The organism is Pseudodesulfovibrio karagichevae, from assembly GCF_041414475.1.
In the GTDB taxonomy this organism is placed as follows: Bacteria; Desulfobacterota; Desulfovibrionia; order Desulfovibrionales; family Desulfovibrionaceae; genus Pseudodesulfovibrio; species Pseudodesulfovibrio karagichevae.
The window spans coordinates 1-22,340 of record NZ_JBGLYH010000050.1; the positions used below are offsets into that span (position 1 = coordinate 1).

23 protein-coding genes are annotated in these 22,340 nt (G+C 65.6%); 10 read left to right on the forward strand and 13 right to left on the reverse strand.

The window, feature by feature from the left end; all coding sequences use genetic code 11:
* Positions 1 to 90 precede the first annotated feature (90 nt).
* From AB6M95_RS14885 to AB6M95_RS14900, 4 genes are all read right to left on the reverse strand, one after another.
* Entirely contained in the window at positions 91 to 966 is an 876-nt protein-coding gene (locus tag AB6M95_RS14885) for a cell division protein FtsX (RefSeq protein ID WP_371387538.1), read from the reverse strand.
* The gene (gene ftsE, locus AB6M95_RS14890) at positions 963 to 1,697 is read right to left on the reverse strand and encodes a cell division ATP-binding protein FtsE (RefSeq protein WP_371387564.1); all 735 of its coding nucleotides are present in this window, start codon (positions 1,695 to 1,697) and stop codon (positions 963 to 965) included. The genes AB6M95_RS14885 and ftsE overlap by 4 nt, the downstream gene beginning before the upstream one ends.
* Positions 1,698 to 1,807: 110 nt before the next feature.
* Positions 1,808 to 2,305: a rubrerythrin family protein gene (locus tag AB6M95_RS14895; protein ID WP_371387539.1), complete on the reverse strand. Its 498-nt coding sequence runs from the start codon at positions 2,303 to 2,305 to the stop codon at positions 1,808 to 1,810.
* 170 nt (positions 2,306 to 2,475) lie between these two features.
* A complete protein-coding gene (locus tag AB6M95_RS14900; RefSeq protein WP_371387540.1) occupies positions 2,476 to 3,246 on the reverse strand; it encodes an aminotransferase class IV in 771 nt (256 codons plus the stop codon).
* 258 nt (positions 3,247 to 3,504) lie between these two features.
* Between AB6M95_RS14900 and AB6M95_RS14905 the strand changes: the two genes are divergently transcribed.
* The gene (locus AB6M95_RS14905; protein ID WP_371387541.1) at positions 3,505 to 4,245 is read left to right on the forward strand and encodes a transporter substrate-binding domain-containing protein; all 741 of its coding nucleotides are present in this window, start codon (positions 3,505 to 3,507) and stop codon (positions 4,243 to 4,245) included.
* Positions 4,246 to 4,317: 72 nt separating this feature from the next.
* On the opposite strand, the gene AB6M95_RS14910 is transcribed toward AB6M95_RS14905, so the two are convergent.
* Positions 4,318 to 5,352 carry a MerR family transcriptional regulator gene (locus AB6M95_RS14910; protein WP_371387542.1) on the reverse strand — a complete coding sequence of 345 codons (1,035 nt, stop codon included), beginning with the start codon at positions 5,350 to 5,352 and terminating at the stop codon, positions 4,318 to 4,320.
* Positions 5,353 to 5,725: 373 nt separating this feature from the next.
* The gene (locus tag AB6M95_RS14915; RefSeq protein ID WP_371387543.1) at positions 5,726 to 6,277 is read right to left on the reverse strand and encodes a hypothetical protein; all 552 of its coding nucleotides are present in this window, start codon (positions 6,275 to 6,277) and stop codon (positions 5,726 to 5,728) included.
* 165 nt (positions 6,278 to 6,442) lie between these two features.
* On the opposite strand from AB6M95_RS14915, the gene AB6M95_RS14920 reads away from it, so the two are divergent.
* Positions 6,443 to 7,420 (forward strand): sensor histidine kinase, encoded by a 978-nt coding sequence (locus AB6M95_RS14920; RefSeq protein ID WP_371387544.1) that lies wholly within the window; start codon positions 6,443 to 6,445, stop codon positions 7,418 to 7,420.
* A 78-nt stretch (positions 7,421 to 7,498) separates the two neighbouring features.
* Here the strand turns inward: AB6M95_RS14920 and AB6M95_RS14925 are convergent, their stop codons facing one another.
* The 3 genes from AB6M95_RS14925 to AB6M95_RS14935 form a co-directional block, all read right to left on the reverse strand.
* A complete protein-coding gene (locus AB6M95_RS14925; protein ID WP_371387545.1) occupies positions 7,499 to 9,418 on the reverse strand; it encodes a methyl-accepting chemotaxis protein in 1,920 nt (639 codons plus the stop codon).
* A gap of 99 nt (positions 9,419 to 9,517) precedes the next feature.
* Entirely contained in the window at positions 9,518 to 11,023 is a 1,506-nt protein-coding gene (locus AB6M95_RS14930; protein WP_371387546.1) for a GNAT family N-acetyltransferase, read from the reverse strand.
* 163 nt (positions 11,024 to 11,186) lie between these two features.
* Complete coding sequence (locus AB6M95_RS14935) at positions 11,187 to 11,819, reverse strand: LysE family translocator (protein WP_371387547.1); 633 nt, start codon at positions 11,817 to 11,819, stop codon at positions 11,187 to 11,189.
* A 168-nt stretch (positions 11,820 to 11,987) separates the two neighbouring features.
* On the opposite strand from AB6M95_RS14935, the gene AB6M95_RS14940 reads away from it, so the two are divergent.
* The 3 genes from AB6M95_RS14940 to AB6M95_RS14950 all read left to right on the forward strand — a co-directional run bounded on the left by AB6M95_RS14940 (position 11,988) and on the right by AB6M95_RS14950 (position 15,499).
* Positions 11,988 to 12,227 carry a hypothetical protein gene (locus AB6M95_RS14940; RefSeq protein ID WP_371387548.1) on the forward strand — a complete coding sequence of 80 codons (240 nt, stop codon included), beginning with the start codon at positions 11,988 to 11,990 and terminating at the stop codon, positions 12,225 to 12,227.
* Positions 12,228 to 12,259: 32 nt separating this feature from the next.
* Complete coding sequence (locus AB6M95_RS14945) at positions 12,260 to 13,777, forward strand: methyl-accepting chemotaxis protein (protein ID WP_371387549.1); 1,518 nt, start codon at positions 12,260 to 12,262, stop codon at positions 13,775 to 13,777.
* Positions 13,778 to 13,963: 186 nt separating this feature from the next.
* The gene (locus AB6M95_RS14950; RefSeq protein WP_371387550.1) at positions 13,964 to 15,499 is read left to right on the forward strand and encodes a YifB family Mg chelatase-like AAA ATPase; all 1,536 of its coding nucleotides are present in this window, start codon (positions 13,964 to 13,966) and stop codon (positions 15,497 to 15,499) included.
* A gap of 658 nt (positions 15,500 to 16,157) precedes the next feature.
* Here the strand turns inward: AB6M95_RS14950 and AB6M95_RS14955 are convergent.
* The 3 genes from AB6M95_RS14955 to AB6M95_RS14965 are packed head-to-tail and all read right to left on the reverse strand — an operon-like array spanning position 16,158 to position 18,024.
* A complete protein-coding gene (locus AB6M95_RS14955; protein WP_371387551.1) occupies positions 16,158 to 16,796 on the reverse strand; it encodes a LysE family translocator in 639 nt (212 codons plus the stop codon).
* A 2-nt stretch (positions 16,797 to 16,798) separates the two neighbouring features.
* Positions 16,799 to 17,248 (reverse strand): PACE efflux transporter, encoded by a 450-nt coding sequence (locus tag AB6M95_RS14960; RefSeq protein WP_371387552.1) that lies wholly within the window; start codon positions 17,246 to 17,248, stop codon positions 16,799 to 16,801.
* A gap of 56 nt (positions 17,249 to 17,304) precedes the next feature.
* The gene (locus tag AB6M95_RS14965; protein WP_371387553.1) at positions 17,305 to 18,024 is read right to left on the reverse strand and encodes a substrate-binding periplasmic protein; all 720 of its coding nucleotides are present in this window, start codon (positions 18,022 to 18,024) and stop codon (positions 17,305 to 17,307) included.
* A gap of 199 nt (positions 18,025 to 18,223) precedes the next feature.
* Between AB6M95_RS14965 and AB6M95_RS14970 the strand changes: the two genes are divergently transcribed.
* From AB6M95_RS14970 to AB6M95_RS14990, 5 genes are read left to right on the forward strand one after another with little or no spacing between them, the layout of a single operon-like run.
* Positions 18,224 to 19,177, forward strand: a complete 954-nt coding sequence (locus tag AB6M95_RS14970; RefSeq protein ID WP_371387554.1) for a DUF134 domain-containing protein — start codon at positions 18,224 to 18,226, stop codon at positions 19,175 to 19,177.
* Entirely contained in the window at positions 19,174 to 20,040 is an 867-nt protein-coding gene (locus tag AB6M95_RS14975; protein WP_371387555.1) for an ATP-binding protein, read from the forward strand. The genes AB6M95_RS14970 and AB6M95_RS14975 overlap by 4 nt, the downstream gene beginning before the upstream one ends.
* Positions 20,028 to 20,906, forward strand: coding sequence for an ATP-binding protein (locus AB6M95_RS14980; RefSeq protein WP_371387556.1), 879 nt, complete (start codon positions 20,028 to 20,030; stop codon positions 20,904 to 20,906). The genes AB6M95_RS14975 and AB6M95_RS14980 overlap by 13 nt, the downstream gene beginning before the upstream one ends.
* 23 nt (positions 20,907 to 20,929) lie before the next feature.
* The gene (locus AB6M95_RS14985; RefSeq protein WP_371387557.1) at positions 20,930 to 21,304 is read left to right on the forward strand and encodes a NifB/NifX family molybdenum-iron cluster-binding protein; all 375 of its coding nucleotides are present in this window, start codon (positions 20,930 to 20,932) and stop codon (positions 21,302 to 21,304) included.
* Between the two features lies 1 nt (position 21,305).
* Positions 21,306 to 21,665 carry a response regulator gene (locus AB6M95_RS14990; protein WP_371387558.1) on the forward strand — a complete coding sequence of 120 codons (360 nt, stop codon included), beginning with the start codon at positions 21,306 to 21,308 and terminating at the stop codon, positions 21,663 to 21,665.
* A 429-nt stretch (positions 21,666 to 22,094) separates the two neighbouring features.
* On the opposite strand, the gene AB6M95_RS14995 is transcribed toward AB6M95_RS14990, so the two are convergent.
* Positions 22,095 to 22,265 carry an HTH domain-containing protein gene (locus tag AB6M95_RS14995; RefSeq protein WP_338668859.1) on the reverse strand — a complete coding sequence of 57 codons (171 nt, stop codon included), beginning with the start codon at positions 22,263 to 22,265 and terminating at the stop codon, positions 22,095 to 22,097.
* Positions 22,266 to 22,340 lie beyond the last annotated feature (75 nt).

Sequence of the window (22,340 nt, forward strand, 5' to 3'; positions counted from 1 at the left end):
GATGGGGGGTCCAGGGGGGAAGGGGAGAGAGGGAACCCCTTTTCAAAGGGTTCCCTCTCTCCCCTTCCCCCCTGGCCGCCGGAGGCGGTGCTACTTTATGGCCACCCAGCTGGACAGGATGGAGACCAGGGTGACGGCCCCGCCGAGGGCCAGGACCTGGCCGAAGGGCAGGAATTGCAGATGGATGAGGAAGGGCGGGAAATTCAGGACGTCGGCGATGGCCGAGTGGGTCGCGGCCAGCAGGCCGACGCCGAGCCCCGCGCCGAGGATGCCCTGGACCAGGCCGCCGACGAGCAGTGGCCAGCGGATGTACGTCGGGCTGGCGCCCACCAGGGAGAGGATTTCGACCTCGTCCATGCGCGTGAGCAGGGAGAGCTTGATGGTGTTGTGGACCACCAGGGAGACGACCAGGGCCAGGAAGCCGAGGACCGGCCAGACGACCATGCCGGTCAGGGTGCGCCAGCCCTGGGCCAGGTCGGCCTGGAACGGGGTGTAGTTGACCTTGTCCACGCCGGGCAGGGACTTCAGCCGCGTGAGCAGGTCGGCGGCCCAGCCCTCGCGCTGCGCTTCGGGCGGCACGGCAAAGGAGGCCAGGCCGGAGTAGGGCAGGGGGTTGTTGTCGGCCAGCCAGGCGAAGTCGCCGGTTTCGCCCAGGGTGGTGGCCAGTTCGGTCAGGGCGGTCCTGGGAGTGAAGGTCTTGAAGGAGTCCAGGTGGTCCATGGCCCGGACGGCCTGCCAGTCCTTTTCCACCTGGGCGTCGCCGGTCCCGGCCTTCCAGTAGATCTGGAACTCCACCTTGCCCCTGGACTTGAGCAGCTCCAGGTTGACGTTGTGCAGGCCGAGCAGGATCAGCCCGGTGAGCAGGGTGACCATGCCTACGGCGAGCAGGGTGAGCAGCTGGGCGAACGGGTGCAGGCGCAGGTCGGCCACGCCGCGCAGGGTCAGGCGCAGGAACGGTCCGATCACAGCCCCACCTCGCCGAATTCGGCCTCGTCCCCGGTTTCGTCGCCGTTTTCGGGGTCGAACTTGTCGCCGGAGCCGCCGTTCTCCTCGATGCGCCCGTCCTCCAGGTGGAGGATGCGCGCGCCCGGCACGCACTGCAGGACCTCGGTGGAGTGGGTGGCCATGATGACCGAGGTGCCGTAGGTGTGGAACTGCTTGAAAATTTCCATGAGGTGCAGGGTCAGGTCCACATCCAGGTTGCCGGTGGGCTCGTCGGCCAGGATGAGCTCGGGGTTGGCGACCATGGACCGGGCGATGGCCACGCGCTGCTGCTCGCCGCCTGACAGGCGCTCGCACAGGGAGTAGCTCTTGGTCTCCAGGCCGAGCGCCCGGATGATCGCCCGCACGCGGCGCTCCAGGTGGGTGCGGGGCATGCCGCGCACCTCGAGCGCCATGGCCACGTTGTCGAAGACCGTGCGTTCGGGCAGGATCTTGAAGTCCTGGAAGACCACGCCGACCTTGCGCCGCAGTCTGGGGATGTCGCGTTTTTTCAGGTTGTTGAGCTGGAACCCGGCCACCGAGGCGCGGCCCCGGTTGACGGGCAGGGCGCCGTAGAGCAGACGCAGGAGCGTGGTCTTGCCCGCGCCCGAGTGGCCCGTGAGAAAAAGAAACTCGCCCTTTCCCAGGGTGAAGGAGATGTCCTTGAGGGCCCAGTAGGACCCGAAGTTGTAGGACAGTCGTTCCACATTGACCATCATGACTGGTTATGTACCTGTCTCCATGCCGTTTGTACAGGCGTGGAAAAGGAAAGCCGCCCCGTTCCGGCGGGAACGGGGCGGCGCAGAGATGTCCGGTCGGCGAAAGACTAGGCTTCCACTTTCCTGTAGGCCTTGACGGCCGCACCGCAGATGGGACACTTGTCCGTGGGCTCGCCGTCCATGGTGTGGCCGCACACGGAGCAGATGTAGAATTCGGCGTCGGCGAACTTGTCCGGGTCGGCCAGGGCCTCGGAGTACAGCTCGGCGTGGATCTTCTCGGCCTCGTTGGCGAATCCGAAATAGCGCAGGATGGCGTTCTCGCCCTCGGCCTCGGCGTCCTTCATCATGCCGGGATACATGGAGTTGAACTCGTAGGTCTCGCCCTCGATGGCGTCCTTCAGGTTCTCCTCGGTGGTGCCGATGCCCTTCATCAGGCGCAGGTGGGCGTGGGCGTGAATGGTCTCGGCGGCCGCAGCGGCGCGGAACAGCTTGGCCACGCCCGGCTTGCCCTCGGCATCGGCCTTTTCGGCATAGGCGAGGTACTTGCGGTTGGCCTGGGACTCGCCGGCGAAAGCGGCTTTCAGATTCTCCATGGTCTTGCTCATTGGTCTTCTCCTGTATGTTGGTATTTGTCGGCTCGCAGGCCGATTGTGTGCCGTGACAAAAGTAGTAATGATTCCTATTTTAAAATGCAAGCAAAAAAAACAGATGCCGGAACGCCCCCTGCCGGGGCTGGTCCAGTGCATACTCTATTAGGACAAAAAGAGCGCAATGGCTAGCCGGAAGCCCCCAGGACCAGGGGGGAGACCTTGTCGCAGGCGTTGTCGTCGGGCACGAAGGCGGTCTCGCCGATGGCCACCACCGGGCGCATGCCGATCAGCGAGTTGAGCAGGTAGGCGTGCCGGAACGACGGGAGGTCCTCCAGGGGCAGCCGCACCGGCAGGATGTCCAGGACGGTTTTGGCCAGGTCCAGGGCGATGGACGGCAGGCAGTAGGGCGAGTCCACGCACACGAACTGGCCGTGCTTTTCGAAGACCAGCGCCCCGGTGGTCCCCTCCAGGACGTTGTCGTCCAGGTCGAACAGGGCCGCGTCGTCGAACCCGCAGGCGGCGGCCCGCCGCCGGGCCAGAAAGGCGAACATCCCGTTGGTGGTCTTGTGCCCGCTCAGGGCCGAGACGTGCCGGTCCTCGCACAGGCACAGCCGGAACGCCTTGTACGGCTTGGGCTCGTAAGGCTCGGCCAGAACCACCGGCGAGGCGACCCGGTCTTCCAATGGATAGACGATGTCCACCCGGGCGGAGCTCCCCTCCAGCCCGTTGCGGTTCAGGATCTGGCCCGCCACCTCCGGGAAATCCACCGTGGTGTAGGCCAGCCCGTATGACCGCAGCCCGTGCAGCAGCCGGTCCAGATGGCGGCCCAGATGGCACAGCTCACGGCCGTTGTAATAGATGGTCTCGTACAGCCCTGCCCCGAACCGGAACGCGGGCCCCGCAGGGTCCGTCCACACTCCTTCCAGCCCGTAGCCGCCGTCCTTGAAATGGATCACGTGTTCCCCCGGATCGTTGCAGCGTTCCAGATCACGAATACACATCCGTTTCAGCGAAGTCCATTGCGGCAAGGCGGGACGTTCCGGCCGGGAGCGCGGTTCCTTTTGCCAGCCGGTTTCCGTTGTTGTAAAAGGCCGTATGCGTCGCCGTCCGTTCTCCGCGCGGTGGGCGCGGCGATTACACATATGGCCCGCATCCCATCAATTGAGGAGAGTGTTCCCATGTCCAAACTGTATTGCGCTTTGCTGGTGTGTTTCATGATCGTTGTATCCGTTACCGACGGCCAGGCCCGCAGCTTCGACGAGATCGTGGCCAGCGGCACGTTCCGGGTGGGCACCACCGGGGACTACAAGCCCTTTTCCTTCGACAACCAGGGCTCCTACGAGGGCTTCGACATCGCCGTGGCCCAGAGCTTCGCCGACCAGCTCGGCCTGAAGCTCGACCTGGTCAAGACCACCTGGAAGACCCTGATGGCCGACCTTGCGGCCGACAAGTACGACATCGGCATGAGCGGCATCACCCGGACCATCGCCCGCCAGAAGGAGGCGCGCTTCTCCCAGGGCTACGTCATGTTCGGCAAGACCATCCTGGTCCACAGGGACAACGCGGCCCGCTTCGCCTCCCTGGCCGACGTGGACCAGAAGGGCGTGAAGATCGGCGTGAACCCCGGCGGCACCAACGAGAAGTTCGTCAAGGCCAACATCAAGAACGCCGAGGTGGTCATGTTCGAGTCCAACTTGGCCATTCCCCCGACCGTGGCCGACAAGAAGGTGGACGTGATGATCACCGACAGCGTGGAGGCCCTGTACTACGCGGCCACCGATCCCAAGCTGGCTGCCCCGCTGGCCGGGAACCCGTTCACCCGCGCCGAGCTGGGCTACCTCATGCCCGCCTTGGCCGAGCGTCTGCAGGACACGGTCGACTTCATGATGGACCAGATGATCCTCAAGGGCGAGATGGCCGCGCTCAAGACGCAGTACCTGCACATGACCGAGTAGTTCCGGACCGGACGAATCTAAAAGGCCCCCGCGAGAGCGGGGGCCTTTTTGTTCCGGGGCGGGCTGGGGGGGTTACGCCTTGTCCTTCACCTGGCGGAAGAATTCCTGGAGGAACTGGGGCGAGGTGGGCGAGCCGTTGATGTCGAGCTTTTCGAGCAGGACCACGAGGTTGCCGCGCGGGGTGGTGGTGGAAATGAAGTGCAGGGCGTGGCTGTCGCCGTCGGGCGCGGCCATGATGAAGACCCAGGCGTCGCCCTCACGGGCCCAGCGGGCGGCGATCTCGTCGGCCCCGTCGATCAGGATGGACACGAATCCGGCCAGGGGCAGCCTGCCGGGCACGCCGAGGAATTCGCCCTGGTCGTTGCGGATGACGATGGGCGTGTTCAGAAAGTCGTCCGAGGGGCGTTCCATGGTGGGTGGCGTGTCCCGCTCCAGGGAGTAGGAGGCCACCTCGCCTTCCGGGCCGCGCACATTGACGATCCGGCGGGCCCGCACGCGCGGTTCGGGCCTGGGCTCCGGGGACGCCTGGGGTTCCGGCTTGGGATCGGCCACGGGTTCGGGCTCGGGCCGGGACTCCGGTTCGGGCGTTCCGCCTTTTCCGGCGGCCGCGGCGGGGCGGTCCAGGAGCCGGGCGAACAGGGCCTTGTTCTCGGTCTCGACCTCGAGCAGCTTCTCCAGGGCGGATTCGATCTTGCGCAGCCGCTGCTCGGCCTTGGCCTGGGCCGTGGCCAGTCCGGCCATGCCCTGCATCATCTGCCCTGCGGTGGTGAAGAATTTTTCGAGATACTCCTGGGAGACTCCGGCCGTGGCGGGAGCGGGCTGGGCGTCGGCGCCGGCGGGCTGGGCCGGGGCGCACCGCTGCCGGGCGGACGGCTCTTCCTTGAAGTGCTCCTTTAAGACCTTGTGGGTTTCGTTCACGGACAGCCCCTTGGCGAAGCAGTCCCGGATCTTCAGGCAGACCTCGCCCGCCTCGGGCTTGAAGCGGATGGGCTTGCCCCGCGTCAGCACCGGGATGAAGCCGGGGAACTTGCGGCGGTAGCTCTTGATGGTGGTTTCGGAGACGCCGCAGAGGCCGGCCAAATCCTTATGCGTATAGGTATCTGCCATGATAGCTGTTCATCCTCGGAGTTTTGGGAGGGGTGTTCCGGGTGGCCAGGGCGAGCCGCCGGGGCCTGTTGCGGAACCGGGTCTCCCAGATGCAGGAAACCGTCCTCGGGCGTGCGTTTCGGGTAGGGGTGGGCGTGTTCGTTTTGCCAAGTCTGACAACCACTTTCCGGGGTACGGAGCCAAACGCGAGTCGGATCACCTTTCCTCCCTATGCGATAATCGTCACCAATCGTCACCCTTGTAAAACAAGGGAAATCAAGGAACGGAACTTACCGGTCTTTTATCTAGAAAACCTCTAGACGTCAAGAAGGGAAGGCGATTTTACCCACTGTCGCCAGGGCGCGCGCCGGGCTCTGGCCCGGAGCGGACGGGGCTACTTGGTGCCGAAGGCGATGTTGACCACTTCGCCCTTTGGCACCCGGGTCAGGACCGGGTCGTAGCGGTCGTTGAGGACGTAGAAGGCGTAGTTGTCGGACTTGCCGTCGCCCAGGTAGAGGTTGGCGTCCTCGAAGACCCACTCCTTGCCGTGGCTGGTGGTGAGGGTGAAGGTGTGCGGGTCCTTGAAGGAGATCGAACGCCAGTTCATCAGGTCGCGGAAGCGGGTCAGGCTGACGACCGTGGAGGAGCGGCCGTTGAGTTTGCCGGAGACGTAAATCCAGTAGTCGCCGCCCAGCTTTTCCAGGGCTTCGATCTGGATGGTGCTGCCATCCTTCAGCTGCACCTTGCCCACGGGCCCGGTCGGAATCTCTTCCTTGATGGTGTGCGTGGACGCGGGGGTTTTCGCGGCGTCGGCGGCAGGGGGCTCCTGGGACGCGGCGGCCTCGTCCGGAACGGGCTGTTGGGCGGCCTCGTCCTTGGCGGAGCAGGCGGCCAGGGAAGCGGCCAGCAACAGGGCGAGAGTCAGGGCAAGCAATCGGGTGCGCATGTGTCCTCCATGGGTGTCTTTGCGGCTTGGTTTTAACAGGGAACGGGCCGGGAATCCAGGATTGTATGCGGGCCGTGCCGACCCGGCGGGGCGGGGTTCGGGGGCGGCAACATGGCGATTATACCCATCTGTCGCTTTATTTCGTACTGTGCTAAGCAGGATGCCATGTTCAACAAAAGGCATATCGGGGAAATGGGCGTCTATGCGCTGGTGTTCGTGCTGGTCACCTGGCTGTTCATACACCTGGACGCCTACGAGGCGTTCCAGGTGTGGAGCCGGACGCATGAGAGCTGGGAGCTGGACGAGCTGGCCCTGGCCCTGCCCGCCGTGCTGATCTGCCTGGTGCTCTTTTCCCTGAACCGGGTCCGGGAGCTGCACGCCAGGGCCAGGCTGCTGGAGGAATCCCGCCGGGAGCTGGCCGAAGCCCATGAAAGCCTGCGCACCCTGAACCGGTCCAGGGAGACCTTCCTGACCACCGCCTGCCATGAGCTGAAGAGTCCGCTTATCGGCATCGTCGACGCCTTCGAACTGCTGCGGCTGTCCGATGACGAGGCCGACCGGCGGGAGTTGATCGAACTGGCCGGGCTGTCGGCCCGCAAGCTGGGCCTCCTGGTGGACAGCGTCCTCCAGTTTTCCCGCCAGGAGTCCCTGGCCCCGGCCCTGACCGTGTTTTCCCCGGCAGAGCTGCTCGCCTCGGTCACGGACATGTCCCAGCTCCAGGCACGCAGCCGGGGGCTCACCCTCCAGGCCCGGCTGGCCGGTGACGTGCCGCCCCTGATGCGCGGCAGCGAGAGCGTCCTGCGGCTGGTGGCCCTGAACCTGGTGGGCAACGCCGTGCGCTATACGGACCGGGGCGGAATCGAGGTGGAGCTGGGCTACAGGGACGCCCCCGCCGGCGAAATCGTCCTGACCGTGTCGGACACGGGCAGGGGCATCCGCGCCGAGGACATCGAGGCCATTTTCAAGCCGTACGTCAGGGCCCAGGCCGGGCGCGAGGGGCTGGGGCTCGGCCTGTCCATCGTCCAGCGCTCGGTGGAGCGCTGCAACGGGATTATCTCCGTGGAAAGCGTGCCGGGCCAGGGGTCGCGGTTCACGGTCAGGATTCCGGCCGAGGCCGCGTCCGAGGACGGGCCCGAAGCCTGACGACGATTTTCTCGCCGACAAGGCAAACGGCCCCCCGCGCGGATGCGCGGGGGGCCGTTTCTTGCGGTCCGGTCCGGGCTAGTACCGCTCCAGGCCGTCACTCTTGTCGCCCAGCTTGAAGTGGCCGATGGCTTCGTGCAGGCTCTTGGAGCTGTCGGACAGGCTGGCGGCGGTGGCCGCCACCTCCTCGGCCGTGGAGGCGTTCTGCTGGACCACGGACTCGGAGTCCTGGATGGCCCTGGACACCTGCTCGATGCCCTGGCTCTGCTCGTTGGCGGCGGCCGAGATCTCCTGGATCAGTTCGGCCGTGTTCTTGATGTCCGGGACCATGCGCTTGAGCAGTTCCCCGGCCTCCTCGGCCACGGCCACGCTGCTCGACGACAGCTCGCTGATGCCCGCGGCGGCCGTGCCGCTGCGCTCGGCCAGTTTGCGCACTTCGGCCGCGACCACGGCGAACCCCTTGCCCGCCTCGCCCGCGCGGGCCGCCTCGATGGCCGCGTTCAGGGCCAGGAGGTTGGTCTGGCGCGCGATATCCTCGATGATGCCGATCTCGTCGGCGATCTTCTTCATGGCCTCCACGGTGCGGGCCACGGCATGGCCGCCGGTCTCGGCGTCGTGCGAGGCCTTGGTCGCGGTGGTCTCGGTCCTGGCCGCGATGCCGGCGGTCTGCTTGATGGAGCCGGACATCTCCTCCAGGCTGGCGGCGATCTCCTCGATCCCGGCGGCCTGCCGGTTGGCCCCCTGGGACAGGTTGTCGCTGGCCATGGAGAGATCGCTGCACCCCTCGGCCACCTCGCCGGAGATGTCCCGGATGTGGCTGATGGTCTCGGCCAGGTGCGCGTTCATGTCGCACATGCCCTCCAGGATGATGCCCATTTCGTCCGTGCGCATCTTGCAGGTCCGGCTCTCCAGGTTGCCCTGGGCGATGTCCGAGGCCAGCTCCGCGCACTGCTGGATGGGCCGCTTCACGGAGAATTCGACCACCCAGAAGATGATCACGATGGGCACGACCACGACGATGAGCAGCCCGATGCCGACCATCCAGGCCACGGCGGACATCATGGCCTGCTGGCCGGAGATGTCCATGGACAGGACGATGGCCCCGATGGCCTCGCCCCGGTAGTCCTTGACCGGGAACACGGCCACGCCGTCATGGCCGCTGACCTCCACCTGGGAGGACCGCATGCCCCGGTCCAGCAGGGCGGTCGAGGCCAGTTCCCTGGCCGCGTCGTTCTTCTGGCCGTAGATGAGCACGAACTTGCCGTCCTTGACCGGGTTCTTGGCCGGGTCCTGCAGCTGGGTGGTCACGGACAGCAGCTTGGCGTCCATGTACAGCAAGGCCTTGATCGTGCCCGCCGCTTCCATGGTCTTGAGGATGTTGTCGAACCCGAGGAGCACCTCCACGGACCCGAGGTGCGCGCCGTCGGGCGCGGTCACCGGGGCCAGGCCCCGGATGGTGAACCCGCCCCGGCCCGGCTCGATGCCCAGGACCGGCTTGTGGGTCCGGTTCACGTCGATGACCGTGTTGCGGAATCCGGACAGGTCGTCGGAGATGTCCACCCATTTGCCGTTCTTCTTGGCCTGCTTCTCGCGCCAGGTGCGCAGCAGGCTGCGGGCCGAGGGCAGATGGAAATGGAGCTGGAAGTTTTTCCCCACGTTTTCCTTGTAGCCCTTGAGCACGGGTGCGAGCGACGCGCGCAGCTGCTCCCGGGCGGCCTGGAGCACTGGGTCGGTCCCGTTGTTCAGGTCGCCCTGGTTGGCCTTGGCGTAGGCCTCGACCACCTCCGGCATGCGGCTGAACAGGGCGGCCTGTTGCAGGGCGCTCTCGGAAATCTGGGTGATGGACTGCTGGACGTCCTCGATCTTGCCCCGCATGATCAGGGAGACGAACGAGTCCTCCAGGTCGGTGAATTGGGATTTCAACATGAGATACCCGCCCACGAGCATGACCAAGGCCATGCCCAGCAAGGGCAGGAAGAGTTTCAAACGGATACCCATCGGGTTCTCCTTTGCGGTTCGGTGTTACTATCGAACTCCCCCATAATGGGATCGCACCGACGCAATGGGCAATTATTTTTCGGGAACCGGCTGGGAGGGTTACAGGGAGGCGACTCGCCGTTGCTCCTCCCGGATGTAGTCGAACAGCTTCCGGGTCATGTCCCCGTATACCCGCACGGCGTCCAGGTCGAGGTGGATGTCGATGTATTGCAGGAGGATGCGGTCCTGGCCGTCGTGGATGTGGGGCATGAGCCCGGCGAAGAAGAAGCCCATGCGCTCGCACGCCTCGACCACCTGCGGCGAGGCCGGAACCCCGGCGGGCAGGAAGGCGTAGACCGCGTCCATGCGTTTTTCGCGGCACCCGCGCAGTCCGTCGGCGATTTCGCGGATCGTGTCCGCGCCGATGGCCCCGACCACGATGAAGGCCACGTTGAGCTCGTCGGGCAGGGGAAAAATGAAGACCGAGGACGGGCCCGAGAGCGGCGCGCCGCCCGGTTCGCCGAAGTCGCGCGGCAGGTCCATCCAGCCGTAGATGTCTCGGGCCATGGCCCGGTGGCGTTCGGGCAGGAACACGGCGGCCGGGGAGCGGTCCAGGGGATAGTAGTGATTGACCACCGAGCCCTTTTCCTGCCGGGACGTGGCCAGCTCCTTGGCCCGCATGCCCGAGGCGGCGATGCCGAGCATCACGCAGCACGGCCGGGAGCCCATTTCCTGCATGCCCTTCTGGGAAAAGGTGTGGGTGGTCACCGAGCAGTCGAAGATGCCCCGGTCCCCCTCCTCGGCGGCCAGGTCGAAGAGCAGGCGGGCGATTTTCTGCGGCAGGCCCGGCGAACGATAGGCCGGGTCCACGAAGGCCAGCCCCAGCTCCGGCACCCTGACCGCCGGGTCGTGGTACTTGAACCCGGCGTGGCCGATCAGGGCCCCGCTCTCCGGGTCCACGCCGACCACCGGCTTGAACTCTCCGCTGCGCACCTTTTCGGTCAGGGCGTCGAGGTCGTAGAGAAAGGCCTCCTGGGTGAAGCCGTAGCAGCGCCAGGCCAGGCGGCAGACCTCGGCCAGCTCGTCCTCGCGGGCCAGCCGGATCAGCGGCTCCTTGACCGTGGGCCGCCGCTTGCCGCGTACGGCGGGCTTGGTCTCGGCCAGCTCCGGAGGCAGGGAGCCGTAATTGAGCTTGCGGGTCAGCCGGACCTCTTTGCCCTCGCGGCCATGCACGAACAGCTCCACCGAATCCATGGCCTGCTGCATGAGCAGCGAGCCCAGCCCCGGCTTGTCCGCGCTGTCCGGGTCGCCGGGCGTGAACCGCTCGGCCCTGGCGTGGTCGAAGGGGATGCCCCGCTCCCGGATCGAGATGACCAGGGAACCGTCCCGTACCGAGAACTCCAGGTGGATGCGCTCATCGTCCGCCGAGCCGGAGAAATGCTCCACCGCGTTGCAGAACGCCTCGTCCACGGCCAGCTTGACCCGGTAGGTTTCCTTTTGGTCCAGGGACAGAACCCCGGCCACGTTCCCGGCGCACTCCCGAGCCGTGTTCGCCATGCACTTGCGCACCGGCAGCGAGAGCTTGGCCAGGAAGAGGGCATTCGTGTTTTCGGCGGTATGGGTCATCGGGTCCTCCCCCGTAAGGATTCAGGAAGCCTCGTCCATAGCGTGATCCCCGGCCCGAGTAAACGGGGGTATAACGCTAAAGGAAGCGGCCCCTTCGGTCCCGTTTCCGCACGGAAGTAATGGTATTCGCCGCCGTCGCGGCACCCGCAACCGTTGCGGTTCGCTATTCGCTGGTGACTAGGCGCGCGGCGAGGCTCAGGAATATGGCGCCCAGCATCGCGTCGATATGTCGGCCCAGTTTCAACTTCCGTCCGATCACTGAGCCCAGCTTGCTGAATGAAAAGGCGAAGCAGGTGTTGATGCAGAAAACAACACCACTCAACAGGGCCCCCAGCAGGAAAATCTGGGTGGCGACGTCGTGGTGGGTGTCGGCAAACTGCGGGAGAAACATGCTGAAGAAGATCAACGCCTTCGGATTCATGATATTGTTGAGCAGCCCCCGGCAGACGAGCCTCCGGTTGCTCAGGGCCGCAGCCTGCCGCACCGTTGGAGCCCCATTCCTGTTCTTGCGCCAGCTCCGCAGCAGGTTGATGCCGAGCCAGGAGAGGTAAAGCGCTCCGGCAACTTTGACCACCAGGGCCAGGGACGGCATCGCCTCCAATAATTTGCCCAGGCCGAACGTGACCAGCAGGGTTTGCAGTATCCCGGCAATGAAGATGCCTATGGACAGCATGAAACCGGATCGGAAGCCACGGGTGGAAGCATAGGTGGAAATAAGCACGAGATCCGGGCCCGGCGAGATCGCCAGGAGCACGACGGTGACAAGAAATACCGGTAATATCGCGAGGTCGATCATAGGGCGCGGCTCCTGGGTCTGGTTCGATCCAAAAGCCGGGGATACTAACGGGGTGGCGAGCCGGGGTCAATCGGGAAAGAAACAGTGTCGGTTGGATGTCATGACAAGCCGGGTCCACAAGGCTTGGCGAGACTCGGCTCAGGGGGTCGATGCACCCGGGAACCGGGAATGATCGCCGCCTCCAGCGCCGCCCAGGGCATCGATGCCTTCGGGGCCCGGCTTGAGGCCGATTTCCCGCCCTACGGCATGCCCGGTTTCGCCTCGGAGGGGATTTCAACCCTCAAAATCCGGATTTGTGCGGCCGGAGGCATGTCTATACTTTACGAGAAAACTGCATTGCCGTACTTCTTGGACGATAAAACAAGGCTTTCCGCAGGAAAGTGCAAGCGCATACAGAGGTCCAGATGAAGACAGGCTTTACTCCCCGGTTGCTGGCAGCCATGGCTGCCCTGGTTGGCATGGTTCTTGTGATCTGCGGCGTCGCACAGGTCTATTGGGCGGTCCCGCCCATCCCGTGCTGGACGGCGGGAGCGGCGCTCTCCCTGGCCGCCGTCGGCGCACTGTACGCCGTCTTCCGCGAGGGCATGGACCGTCGGCCCCTTATGGAGGGGCTGAAACGCGTCCTCAACGACGAGGCGACCGATTTCGCCGCGCTGCTGGGCGAGGGAGAACCGGCGGCCGCGCTCCAGGAACTGGCCGACAGCCTGGCGCACAACAAGGGGCTGGCCAACGGCATCATCGAAGGGCTGCCCATGCCGTTTCTGCTGGTGGATACTAAGGAGCGTGCGCTTTTCACCAACCAGCACACGTTGGACATGCTGCAGATCGACGGCAAGGTCGAAAAACAGCTTGGGCGCACCCTGGCGGAAATTTTCTACAATGATCCCACGCGCGAGACAGCGGTGGGCAAGGCCATGCACAAGGGGCAGGTCTTCCGGAATCTCGAGGTCGAGATCAAGGGGCACAAGGGCGGCAGCCGCCATGTCCTGGCCAACGTCTACGCCCTGAAGAACGGGCACGGAACCGTCCTCGGCGGCATCTGTCTCTATCTCGACATGACCGAACTCAAGGAAAAGGAAGCCGAAATCCGCACGCAGAACGAGATGATCACCCGTATCGCCGGGCAGGCGGACGTCATTTCCGATCAACTCGCCGCCGCCTCGGAGGAGATTTCCGCCCAGGTGGAGCTCTCCTCCCAGGCGTCCGAGGAAACCCGGAAGCTGGCCGCCGAAGTGGCCACGGCCGTGGAGCAGATGAACGCCACGGTCCTCGAGGTCGCGAAAAACGCCTCCAGCACCGCCGATCTGTCGGACAAGGCGCGGGCGCAGGCCGAAAAGGGGGCGCAGGTCGTGACCACCGCCATCGAGGGCATCGCGTCCCTGGAGACCCAGGCCAACAGGCTCGCCAAGGATATGGACGGACTGGGCAAACAGGCCGAATCCATCGGCGGCATCATGGGCGTGATCACCGACATTGCGGACCAGACCAACCTGCTGGCCCTCAATGCCGCCATCGAGGCCGCTCGGGCAGGGGAGGCCGGACGCGGGTTCGCCGTGGTGGCGGACGAGGTGCGCAAGCTGGCGGAGAAGACCATGGAAGCCACCAAGGACGTGAAAGGCAACATCAGCGCCATCCAGCGTTCCGCCGAAGCCAACGTGGCGACCACGCGGGCCACGGTCAAGGTCGTGGCCGAAACCGTGGAGACCACCAAGCGCGCCGGGGAGGCCCTGTCCGAGATCGTGGAATTGTCGGGCCAGACGTCGGCCAACATCCAGTCCATCGCCACGGCTGCCGAGGAACAGTCCGCCGCCAGCGAGGAGATCACCCGTTCCACCAGCGAGATCAACGAGGTCGCCAGCGGGACATCCCAGGCCATGCACGAATCCGCGCAGGCCGTGAGCGATCTCGCCCGGCTCGCCGGGGAATTGCGGCGGGTCATGGACGACATGCGGGGCTGACCCGAAGCGGTTCCGTCCCGGCCTGCGCCGCCCGCCCCGCGTCATTTCCCGGTGAGAGGCCTTCCGGGAGCCGACGTGCGCGGATGCTGAGATCGAATGGGCAACGGCTTTTTCCGCAGGGGGCCGGTCCTTTACAGTATGTTGTTTTGCATATAAATAATCGCAAACAACCCTGAGGAACACCCGTTGATCTCCACCGCCCACTGCGCCGCCCTGCGCGGCATCGACGCCTATCCCGTCCAGCTCGAAGTCGACTTTTCGCGTTCCGGCATGCCCGCCTTCACCATGGTCGGCCTGGCCGAGGGCGCGGTGCGCGAGTCCAAGGAGCGCGTCTTCTCCGCCCTCAAGAACTGCGGCTTCAAGGTTCCGCCCGCCCGCATCACCGTGAACCTCGCCCCGGCCGACGTGCGCAAGGAGGGCAGCGGCTACGACCTGCCGCTGGCCATCGGCATTCTCGCCGCCATGGGCGTCATCGACCAGCGGGCCGTGGACGACTGGTTTCTGGCCGGAGAGCTTTCCCTGAGCGGCGAGCTCAAGTCCGTGCCCGGCGTCCTGCCGCTGGCCCTGGCCGCGCGCAAGCAGGGCGGCCGGGGCATCATCGTGCCCGAGGCCAACGGCCGCGAAGGCGCGGTGGCCGGGGACCTCGAGGTCATCGGGGCCGCCGACCTCGGCCAGGTGGTGCGCATGCTCCTGGGCGAGGACACCATCGAACCCGCCAGTGTGGACATCGACACCCTGTGGAACGAGCGCTCCTCCCACCTCGTCGACTTCGGCGAGGTCAAGGGCCAGGAACACGCCAAGCGGGCCATCGAGATCGCCGCCGCCGGAGGCCACAATCTGCTCTTCATCGGCCCCCCCGGCTCCGGCAAGACCATGCTCGCCAAACGCATCCCCACGGTCCTGCCGCCCCTGTCCTTCGACGAGGCCCTGGAAGTGACCAAGATCTACTCCGTGGCCGGGCTGCTGCCCTCGGACCGGGCCCTCATGGTCACCCGCCCGTTCCGCACCCCGCACCACACCATCTCCGACGTGGGCCTGGTCGGCGGCGGCCGCTACCCCCAGCCCGGCGAGACCTCGCTGGCCCATCGCGGCGTGCTTTTCCTCGACGAGATGCCCGAGTTCAAGAAGTCGGTGCTCGAAGTCCTGCGCCAGCCGCTCGAAGACGGCGAGGTGTCCATCTCCCGCTCGCTCATGACCCTCAAATACCCGGCCGACGTCATGCTCGTGGCCGCCATGAACCCCTGCCCGTGCGGCTACCTGTCCGACGAGACCCACCCCTGCTCCTGCTCGCCGCTGGCCGTGCAGCGCTACCGCAACAAGATCTCCGGCCCGCTCCTGGACCGCATCGACCTGCATGTGGACGTGCCCGCCGTGCCCTACGAGGACCTGCGTCAGACCCGCTCCGAAATGGACTCCGCCACCATGCGCGCCCGCATCCTCAACGCCCGCCGCATCCAGGCCGAACGCTTCGCGGGCCGCCACTTCTCCCTCAACGCCGAACTCGACGGCTCGGCCCTGGAGGAGTTCTGCGCCCTGGGCGAAAGCGAACACCATTTCCTGCGCCAGGCCGTCGAAACCCTCGGCCTGTCCGCCCGCGCCTACACCCGCATCCTGCGCATCGCCCGAACCATCGCCGACCTCGCCGAAGCAGACACCATCGGCCCCGACCACCTGGCCGAAGCCATCAACTACCGGAGCATGGACAGGGAAGGGGCGAGCTAGGCATGCCTCCGGCGGGCCCTCGCCGGGCGGGCGTCTCCGACGGCCGGGGCGCTGCCCCGGACCCCGCCAGAGAACCTTTTGAGAAAGGTTCTCTGGACTCTCCAAAACTTTTTGGGTGCCTTCGGCAGGGACGTGCGGACGCGCGGGAGAGAGGGGGATTGTGTTGTTGGGATGGGTGGTTTGTTCGGTGGTGTCGGCGGGGCACGGGCAGGCGGTGTCCCGAAGGGTTCGCGCTGGACGTCCACGGGCCTCGGAGGGCCGCCCGGCGCGAACCCTTCGGGACGGTTGCCAACGCCGCTGGCGGGGTGTTGCGGACGCGAAAGAACGGTTTTGCGGCGTTTTCGAACTGTGGCGAATAAGCATTCCTTGAGGCGTTGCGCCTTTTCCAAAAACAAACCCCCGCGATTTCGGACAGAAAAAACGGCGCGCTTCGTTTCGCGAAGAAGCACGCCGTTTCATCCGTTTTTTCTGTCCGAAATCGCACACCGGCACGGCGGAAGGCGTCCCGCCGCGGCCTTCGCCGCAGGCGACACAAAAAGTTTGGGAGAGTCCAGAGAACCCTTTTCAAAGGGTTCTTTGGCGGGTCCAGGGCAGCGCCCTGGTCTCCCCAAAGGGGCCGCCGGAGGCATCCCTCAGCTCATCAATATGGAGCAGCCCGCTAGCTGACGGGGTCGGCCATGGCGAGGCGGATGCCGAGGCCAATGAACAGGGTGCCTGCGGCGCGTTTGGCCCAGGTGCCGAAGGCCCCGCCTCTGCCGAGGCGGGCGGAGACGCGGGCGGCGGACCAGGCGTAGGCGAGGTTGACCAGGGTGCCGTTGAGGGTGAAGACCACGCCGAGGAAGAGGAAGGCGAGGGGTTTGTTGGGCGCGTCGGCGGCCACGAACTGGGGCAGGAAGGCCATGAAGAAGAGGGCGACCTTGGGGTTGAGGGCATTGGTCCAGAACCCTTGGGAGTATATTTTGCGGACGTTGACCCGGAAGAACTCGTCGTTTTCGGCGTCATGCCCGTTGCCGTTCTTGCGCCACATGGTCAGGCCGACCCAGATGAGGTAGGCGGCGCCCACGAATTTGACCACGGTGAAGGCCATGGCCGAGGTGGCCAGGATGGCGGACAGGCCGAGGGCTGCGGCGAAGACGTGGACGAAGCAGCCGGTGCCCACGCCGAGCGCGGCCACGGAGCCGATTTTCCAGCCGTGGGACGCGCCCCGGCTGACGATGTAGAAGACGTCCTGGCCGGGCGTGATGTTCAGGAGCAGGCCGGACAGGACGAAGAGGAAGAAGTCGTGGACGCCGAACATGGCTAGTCTCCAGCGGGTACGGTTGCGGGCTCGACGGGCATGGGGAAGACCGCGTCGTAGGCCCAGTTGTAGAGATAGGTATAGACCAGGAAGAAGCCGGTGTAGCCCATGTCGGTGAGCAGCGCGGCCCACACGGAGAGGTCGAGCCACCACATGATCAGGGGGACGGTCAGGACGGTCAGATAGAACTCGAAACTGACGGCGTGCAGGGCGCGCAGCCAGGGCGGGCGTATGTGCACGGGGCGGCCGAGCCGTTTCAGGAGATGGTCGAAGGCGAGGTTGAACAGGTAGTTGCAGCCCAGGGCGGCGGCCGAGATGGAGAGGGACAGGGAGCCGACGCGCAGCAGGTCGCGGTCGAGCATCCAGGCCGCCAGGGGCGTGCACAGGAGAATCCCGAAGAGTTCGTAGAGCAGGGTGTGGCGAAGCCGGTCCGCGTGGGTGCGCATGGCCATCGTGATTACACCCGCCCGGCGCGGTTGTCCACGGGGCCTGCGGGGCACGGCCGGGGTCAGTGGTTGTCGAAGTCGGGGTAGGTGTGGCCCCATTTTTCGTAGATGGGCCGGAGCACGCCCTGTTCGTGCAGGGTGCGCATGCCGTCGTCGTACATCCTGATGACCAGGTCGCTGCGCGGGGTGGTGTTGAACATGGGGTGGTAGGAGCGGCGGCCCGCCTTGCGGATGTCGAAGGCGGAGTGGTCGAACGCGGGCTCCCGGCTGATGGAGTCCCGGATGAAGGCCATGTCGTCCACGTAGAAGTCCGAGCGGCCGAGCAGGATCATTTCCAGGCATTTGACCCCGGAGGGCATCTCGCGGATGTGCACGGGCACCGGGAAATCCCAGTCGTGGTAGAACCCCTTCTGGGCGGCCACTTCCTTGCCGCGCAGGGACTCGGTCCCCTTCCACGGGCCGATCCGGGCCTTGTTGAAGAAGACGTGGTAGTCGTTGACATACAGGGGGTAGCGGGCCAGGCGCAGGGGCGGGTCGGCCCGGTCGTCGCAGGTCATCATGTCGGCCCAGCCCAGGCGGACCAGCTCGTCGGCCCGGTCCGAGGGCACATACTCGTGCCGCACCGTGATCCCGTACAGGGCGAAGACCGCGTCCAGGACCTCGTGGTACAGCCCGGTGCCGTCCTGGTTGGTGAAGGTTTCCCAGGACGGACCGGCGGACACGACCACCGAAATCCGTCCGGCGGATTCCACGCAGCGGGCGGAGACGGGGAGCAGCAGCACAGCGAGCGCCGCAATGACAAGCGTTCGGATTCTCACTTGCCGAAAGTGGTCCGGACTTGTCCCGCAAGTCAATTATTTCCCGGATCGGGAAAATCTCCCACCTCGAGATTTTTTTGGGCATATGCTCATTTTTATCCTTGACTCCGACACTTCTGAGCGTATCTTCATTTGCGTAACCGTTCATGTAAGCGAGGGACCGATGGGAAGGCGGAAGATCAGGCGGACGGTGCAGCGGGAACCCGGCGCGACGTATTACAAGCCGCAGGGCATCCCCATGCACGAACTGCGGAACGCGACCCTGACCCTGGAGGAGCTCGAGGCGCTTCGGCTTGCCGATGCCCAGGGGCTGACCCAGGAGGAGGGCGCGCAGGTCATGGGCGTATCCCGGGCCACGTTCGGCAGGGTGCTCGGCGCAGCAAGGCACATCGTGGCCACGGCGCTGGCCGAGGGATTGGCCATCCGCATCGAGGGCGGCCACTACACCTTTGCCGAGGACGCCTGGGAGTGCCCCAAGATGTCACCGGACGCGATGTCCGAAACCATTGGAGATGACGATATGCCCGGAATGGACGGAACCGGACCGCGCGGCGCAGGCGGCGGCGGACGGTGCATGGGCGGACGCGGCCGGGGAATGGGCCGTGGACGAGGCATGGGCGGCCAGGGCCAGGGAATGGGCCAGGGACGCGGAATGGGCGGTCAAAACATGGGCCCGAATGCGGGCCAGGGCCGTGGAGCCGGACAGCGCTCCGGCGGACAACAGCAAATCAAGGATACAACCATGAGCAAAATAGCAGTGACCACCGAGGGACCGACCCTGGACGACCGCGTCGACCCCCGTTTCGGACGGGCGGCCGGTTTCGCCATCGTGGACCCGCAAACCATGACCGTGGTCGAGTACGTGGACAACGGCGGTTCCCAGGCCATGGCCCAGGGAGCCGGCATCCAGGCCGCCGAAAACGTGGCCAACGCGGGCGCCAAGGTCCTGCTGACCGGCTACGTCGGGCCCAAGGCCTTTGCGGCCCTGGAGGCGGCGGGCATAGCCATCGGGCAGGACGTGGACAACCTGACCGTGCGCGAGGCGGTCGAAAAGTACGTGGCGGGCAAGGTCGACATGGCCGACGCCGCCAACGCGCCGGCCGGAGGCAACAAGTGATCTACGCCGTGGCAAGCGGCAAGGGCGGCACGGGCAAGACCACGGTGTCTTCGTCCCTGGCCGCCCTGTGGGACGGACCGGCCACCCTGGTGGACCTGGACGTGGAGGAGCCGAACCTGCACCTCTTTCTCAAGCCCGAGCTGAGCGACGTGCGCAAGGCCTGGATCGAGGTCCCCGAGGCCGACGAATCCAAGTGCACGCGCTGCCGGGCTTGCGCGGACATCTGCCAATTCAAGGCCATCACGGTCATGGCCGACACCCTGCTCGTCTTCGCGGACATGTGCCACGGGTGCGGCGGCTGCCTGGCCGTCTGCCCGGAGGGCGCGCTCTCCCCGGGCCGCCGCGAGCTGGGCGAGATCTGCCGGGGCACGGCCGGACGGCACGGCTTCGTCATGGGCCGGCTGCGCGTGGGCGAGGCCATGAGCCCGCCGCTCATGCGCCAGGTCCGCCGCCTCTTCCCGGAGCTGTCCGGAAAGGGCGACATCCTCATCGACGCCCCTCCGGGCGTGAGCTGCCCGGCCATCGCGGCCGTGACCGACGCGGACTGCATCGTCCTGGTCACCGAGCCCACGCCCTTCGGGTTCCATGATTTCAAGCTCGCCTGGGAGGCCTTCACCCCGCTGGGCAAACCCATGGGCGCGGTCATCAACCGGTCCGATCTGGGCGACACCGCCGTGCGCGACTTCTGCCGCGACAACGGCATCCCGGTCTGGGCGGAGATTCCCTACTCCAGGGACATCGCCGAGGCCTATTCGCGCGGCGAGGTGGTGGCCGACACCCTCAAGGGGCTGGAAGGAACATTCACCGCCTTGCGCGAACAGATGCGCGCCGCGGCCGCCGGAGGTGACCCATGCGCGAAATAGTGGTCATCAGCGGCAAGGGCGGCGCTGGCAAGACCTCCATGGCCGGGGCGTTCGCCCACCTCGCGGAAAACGCCATTCTCTGCGATCTCGACGTGGACGCCCCGGACCTTCACCTGCTTCTCGACCCGCAGGTGCGCAGCGAGGAGGCGTTTTATTCCGGCCATGAGGCGGTCATCGACCCGGAGCGGTGCATCGGCTGCGGCCAGTGCGCCGATCTGTGCCGGTTCGACGCCATCCACCAGGACGGCGACGCCTACAGGGTGGATTCCCTGACCTGCGAGGGGTGCAAGGTCTGCGTGGCCCTGTGCCCGGAACAGGCCATCGACTTCCCGGAAAAGCACTGCGGCCAGTGGTACGTGTCCGACACCCGGTTCGGGCCCATGGTCCACGCCCAGCTCTTTCCCGGCGAGGAGAACTCCGGCCGCCTGGTCACCCTGCTCAAGCAGAAGGCCCGGGCCATCGCCGAGGAAAAAGGGCTGGACCTGGTCCTGTGCGACGGCACGCCCGGCATCGGCTGCCCGGTGATCAGCTCCATGGCCGGGACCGACCTGGCCGTGATCGTCACCGAGCCCACGCCCTCGGGGCTGCACGACCTCAAGCGCGTGGCCGAGTTGTGCGGCCGGTTCCGGACCAAGGTGGCCGTGTTGGTCAACAAGTGGGACGTGAACCCGGCCATGACCGAGGAGATCGAAACGTGGAGCACGGGCAAGGGCTACACCCTGGCCGGGCGGTTCCCCCACGACCGGGCCGTGGTCGACGCCATGCTTGAACGCAAGGTCCTGACCGAGACGGACAACGCGGAGCTTTCGCGCATCATCAAGGCATCCTGGGCCGGGATTCTGGCTCTTTTGGATACAAGCAATTAACCGATTTACAAGGAGTTTTCACGATGAATACACGTATTGCGATCCCCTCCGCCGCTCCCGGCGGCATGGACGCCCCCATTGACGCCCACTTCGGGCACTGCGCCATGTACACCCTGATCGACGTCGAGGACGGGGCCGTGAAAGAGGTCTCCGTGGTCCCGAGCTGCCCGCACGTGCAGGGCGGCTGCATGGCCCCGGTCAACTACCTGGCCGACAACAAGGTCCAGGCCCTGATCTCCGGCGGCATGGGCATGCGCCCGCTCATGGGCTTCAACCAGGTCGGCATCCAGGTCTACCACGGCTCGGGCGCGCCCACCGTGCACGCGGCCGTGGAGGCGTTTCTGCGCGACTCCCTGCCGGTCTTCACCGTGGACCAGACCTGCGGCGGCGGCCACTAGCATGTCCATCGTGGTGGCGACGACCCGGCCCGAGGCCCTGACCGGCTTCATGGACGGGCTGACCAAGGAAAGCGGGCAGGACATCGGCGTGGCCCCCACCGGGGCCGTAGCCCTGGAGTGGGTGGCCGCCAAGGCCCCGGTGCTCGTGGTCATCGACGAGGGGCTGCCCGACCACACGCCCCTCGAACTGGTGCGCGAGATCATGATGGTCTCGGCCATGACCCTGACCGCCGTGATCACGGCCATGTCCGAGGAGGAGTTCCACGAGGATGCCGAGGGCTACGGCGTGCTTATGCCCCTGCCCACGGACCCCGCCGCCCGAGACGGCGTGGAACTGGCCAAAAGGCTGTCCGGCATCTGACCGGCAGGCGAATGAATCGAAAAGGCCCTTCCGGATGAGTCCGGGAGGGCCTTTTGTTGTATTTGTCGCGGGAAAACAGGTTTTGAAGGCCGCTTCGCGGCATTTGTCGGGTGATTTCGCCTCCGGCGGGCAAAGGGCGAGCCCTTTGCAATCCCATTGTCGCCTTCGGCGAAGGGGTTTCTTTAGAAGAAAAGCCATCGGGCACGACAGACTCCGCGAAGCGGCAATAAAAAGTTTTGGAGATCCCTAAGAACCTTTTCCAAAAAGTTCTTAGGCCGCCGGAGGCAATATCATCCGACCATCGCCGCGAAGCGGCTTTCAAGTCCTGATTCTCCTCCACAAATAGTGAAGCCCCGGTCTCGGGGGCATGAGACCGGGGACTTCATTATGGAGGAGGTGAGGAGGTAAGGGTGTGACTAATTTGGTTATCTAAGCGGGTTCGTAGTAGCACCGTTTGGGGGAGACTACGCACCCTTCTTCTTTCAGAATCTTGATGGCTTTGGAAACTTCCTTGCTGTCCACGCCGAGCTCCTTGGCGATATCGCCGGGGCGCACGGGCTTGGCGGCCGCCCGCATGGCTTTGAGAACCATATCTTTCATCGAAGAACTCCCGTTGGTTTGTGTTGGTAATAGGAATCATTCCTGTCAAATCGACTTTTGTCAACACAAAATTCG

What these genes read in the sequence shown, in the direction of transcription:
- AB6M95_RS14980 (WP_371387556.1), top strand. Translation starts at nt 20,028, where the DNA reads ATGCGCGAAATAGTGGTCATCAGCGGCAAGGGCGGCGCTGGCAAGACC.
- AB6M95_RS14935 (WP_371387547.1), bottom strand. Translation starts at nt 11,819, where the DNA reads ATGATCGACCTCGCGATATTACCGGTATTTCTTGTCACCGTCGTGCTC.
- AB6M95_RS14940 (WP_371387548.1), top strand. Translation starts at nt 11,988, where the DNA reads ATGATCGCCGCCTCCAGCGCCGCCCAGGGCATCGATGCCTTCGGGGCC.
- AB6M95_RS14995 (WP_338668859.1), bottom strand. Translation starts at nt 22,265, where the DNA reads ATGAAAGATATGGTTCTCAAAGCCATGCGGGCGGCCGCCAAGCCCGTG.
- AB6M95_RS14990 (WP_371387558.1), top strand. Translation starts at nt 21,306, where the DNA reads ATGTCCATCGTGGTGGCGACGACCCGGCCCGAGGCCCTGACCGGCTTC.
- AB6M95_RS14910 (WP_371387542.1), bottom strand. Translation starts at nt 5,352, where the DNA reads ATGGCAGATACCTATACGCATAAGGATTTGGCCGGCCTCTGCGGCGTC.
- AB6M95_RS14955 (WP_371387551.1), bottom strand. Translation starts at nt 16,796, where the DNA reads ATGTTCGGCGTCCACGACTTCTTCCTCTTCGTCCTGTCCGGCCTGCTC.
- AB6M95_RS14905 (WP_371387541.1), top strand. Translation starts at nt 3,505, where the DNA reads ATGATCGTTGTATCCGTTACCGACGGCCAGGCCCGCAGCTTCGACGAG.
- ftsE (WP_371387564.1), bottom strand. Translation starts at nt 1,697, where the DNA reads ATGGTCAATGTGGAACGACTGTCCTACAACTTCGGGTCCTACTGGGCC.
- AB6M95_RS14920 (WP_371387544.1), top strand. Translation starts at nt 6,443, where the DNA reads ATGTTCAACAAAAGGCATATCGGGGAAATGGGCGTCTATGCGCTGGTG.
- AB6M95_RS14960 (WP_371387552.1), bottom strand. Translation starts at nt 17,248, where the DNA reads ATGGCCATGCGCACCCACGCGGACCGGCTTCGCCACACCCTGCTCTAC.
- AB6M95_RS14895 (WP_371387539.1), bottom strand. Translation starts at nt 2,305, where the DNA reads ATGAGCAAGACCATGGAGAATCTGAAAGCCGCTTTCGCCGGCGAGTCC.
- AB6M95_RS14915 (WP_371387543.1), bottom strand. Translation starts at nt 6,277, where the DNA reads ATGCGCACCCGATTGCTTGCCCTGACTCTCGCCCTGTTGCTGGCCGCT.
- AB6M95_RS14930 (WP_371387546.1), bottom strand. Translation starts at nt 11,023, where the DNA reads ATGACCCATACCGCCGAAAACACGAATGCCCTCTTCCTGGCCAAGCTC.
- AB6M95_RS14970 (WP_371387554.1), top strand. Translation starts at nt 18,224, where the DNA reads ATGGGAAGGCGGAAGATCAGGCGGACGGTGCAGCGGGAACCCGGCGCG.
- AB6M95_RS14945 (WP_371387549.1), top strand. Translation starts at nt 12,260, where the DNA reads ATGGCTGCCCTGGTTGGCATGGTTCTTGTGATCTGCGGCGTCGCACAG.
- AB6M95_RS14925 (WP_371387545.1), bottom strand. Translation starts at nt 9,418, where the DNA reads ATGGGTATCCGTTTGAAACTCTTCCTGCCCTTGCTGGGCATGGCCTTG.
- AB6M95_RS14985 (WP_371387557.1), top strand. Translation starts at nt 20,930, where the DNA reads ATGAATACACGTATTGCGATCCCCTCCGCCGCTCCCGGCGGCATGGAC.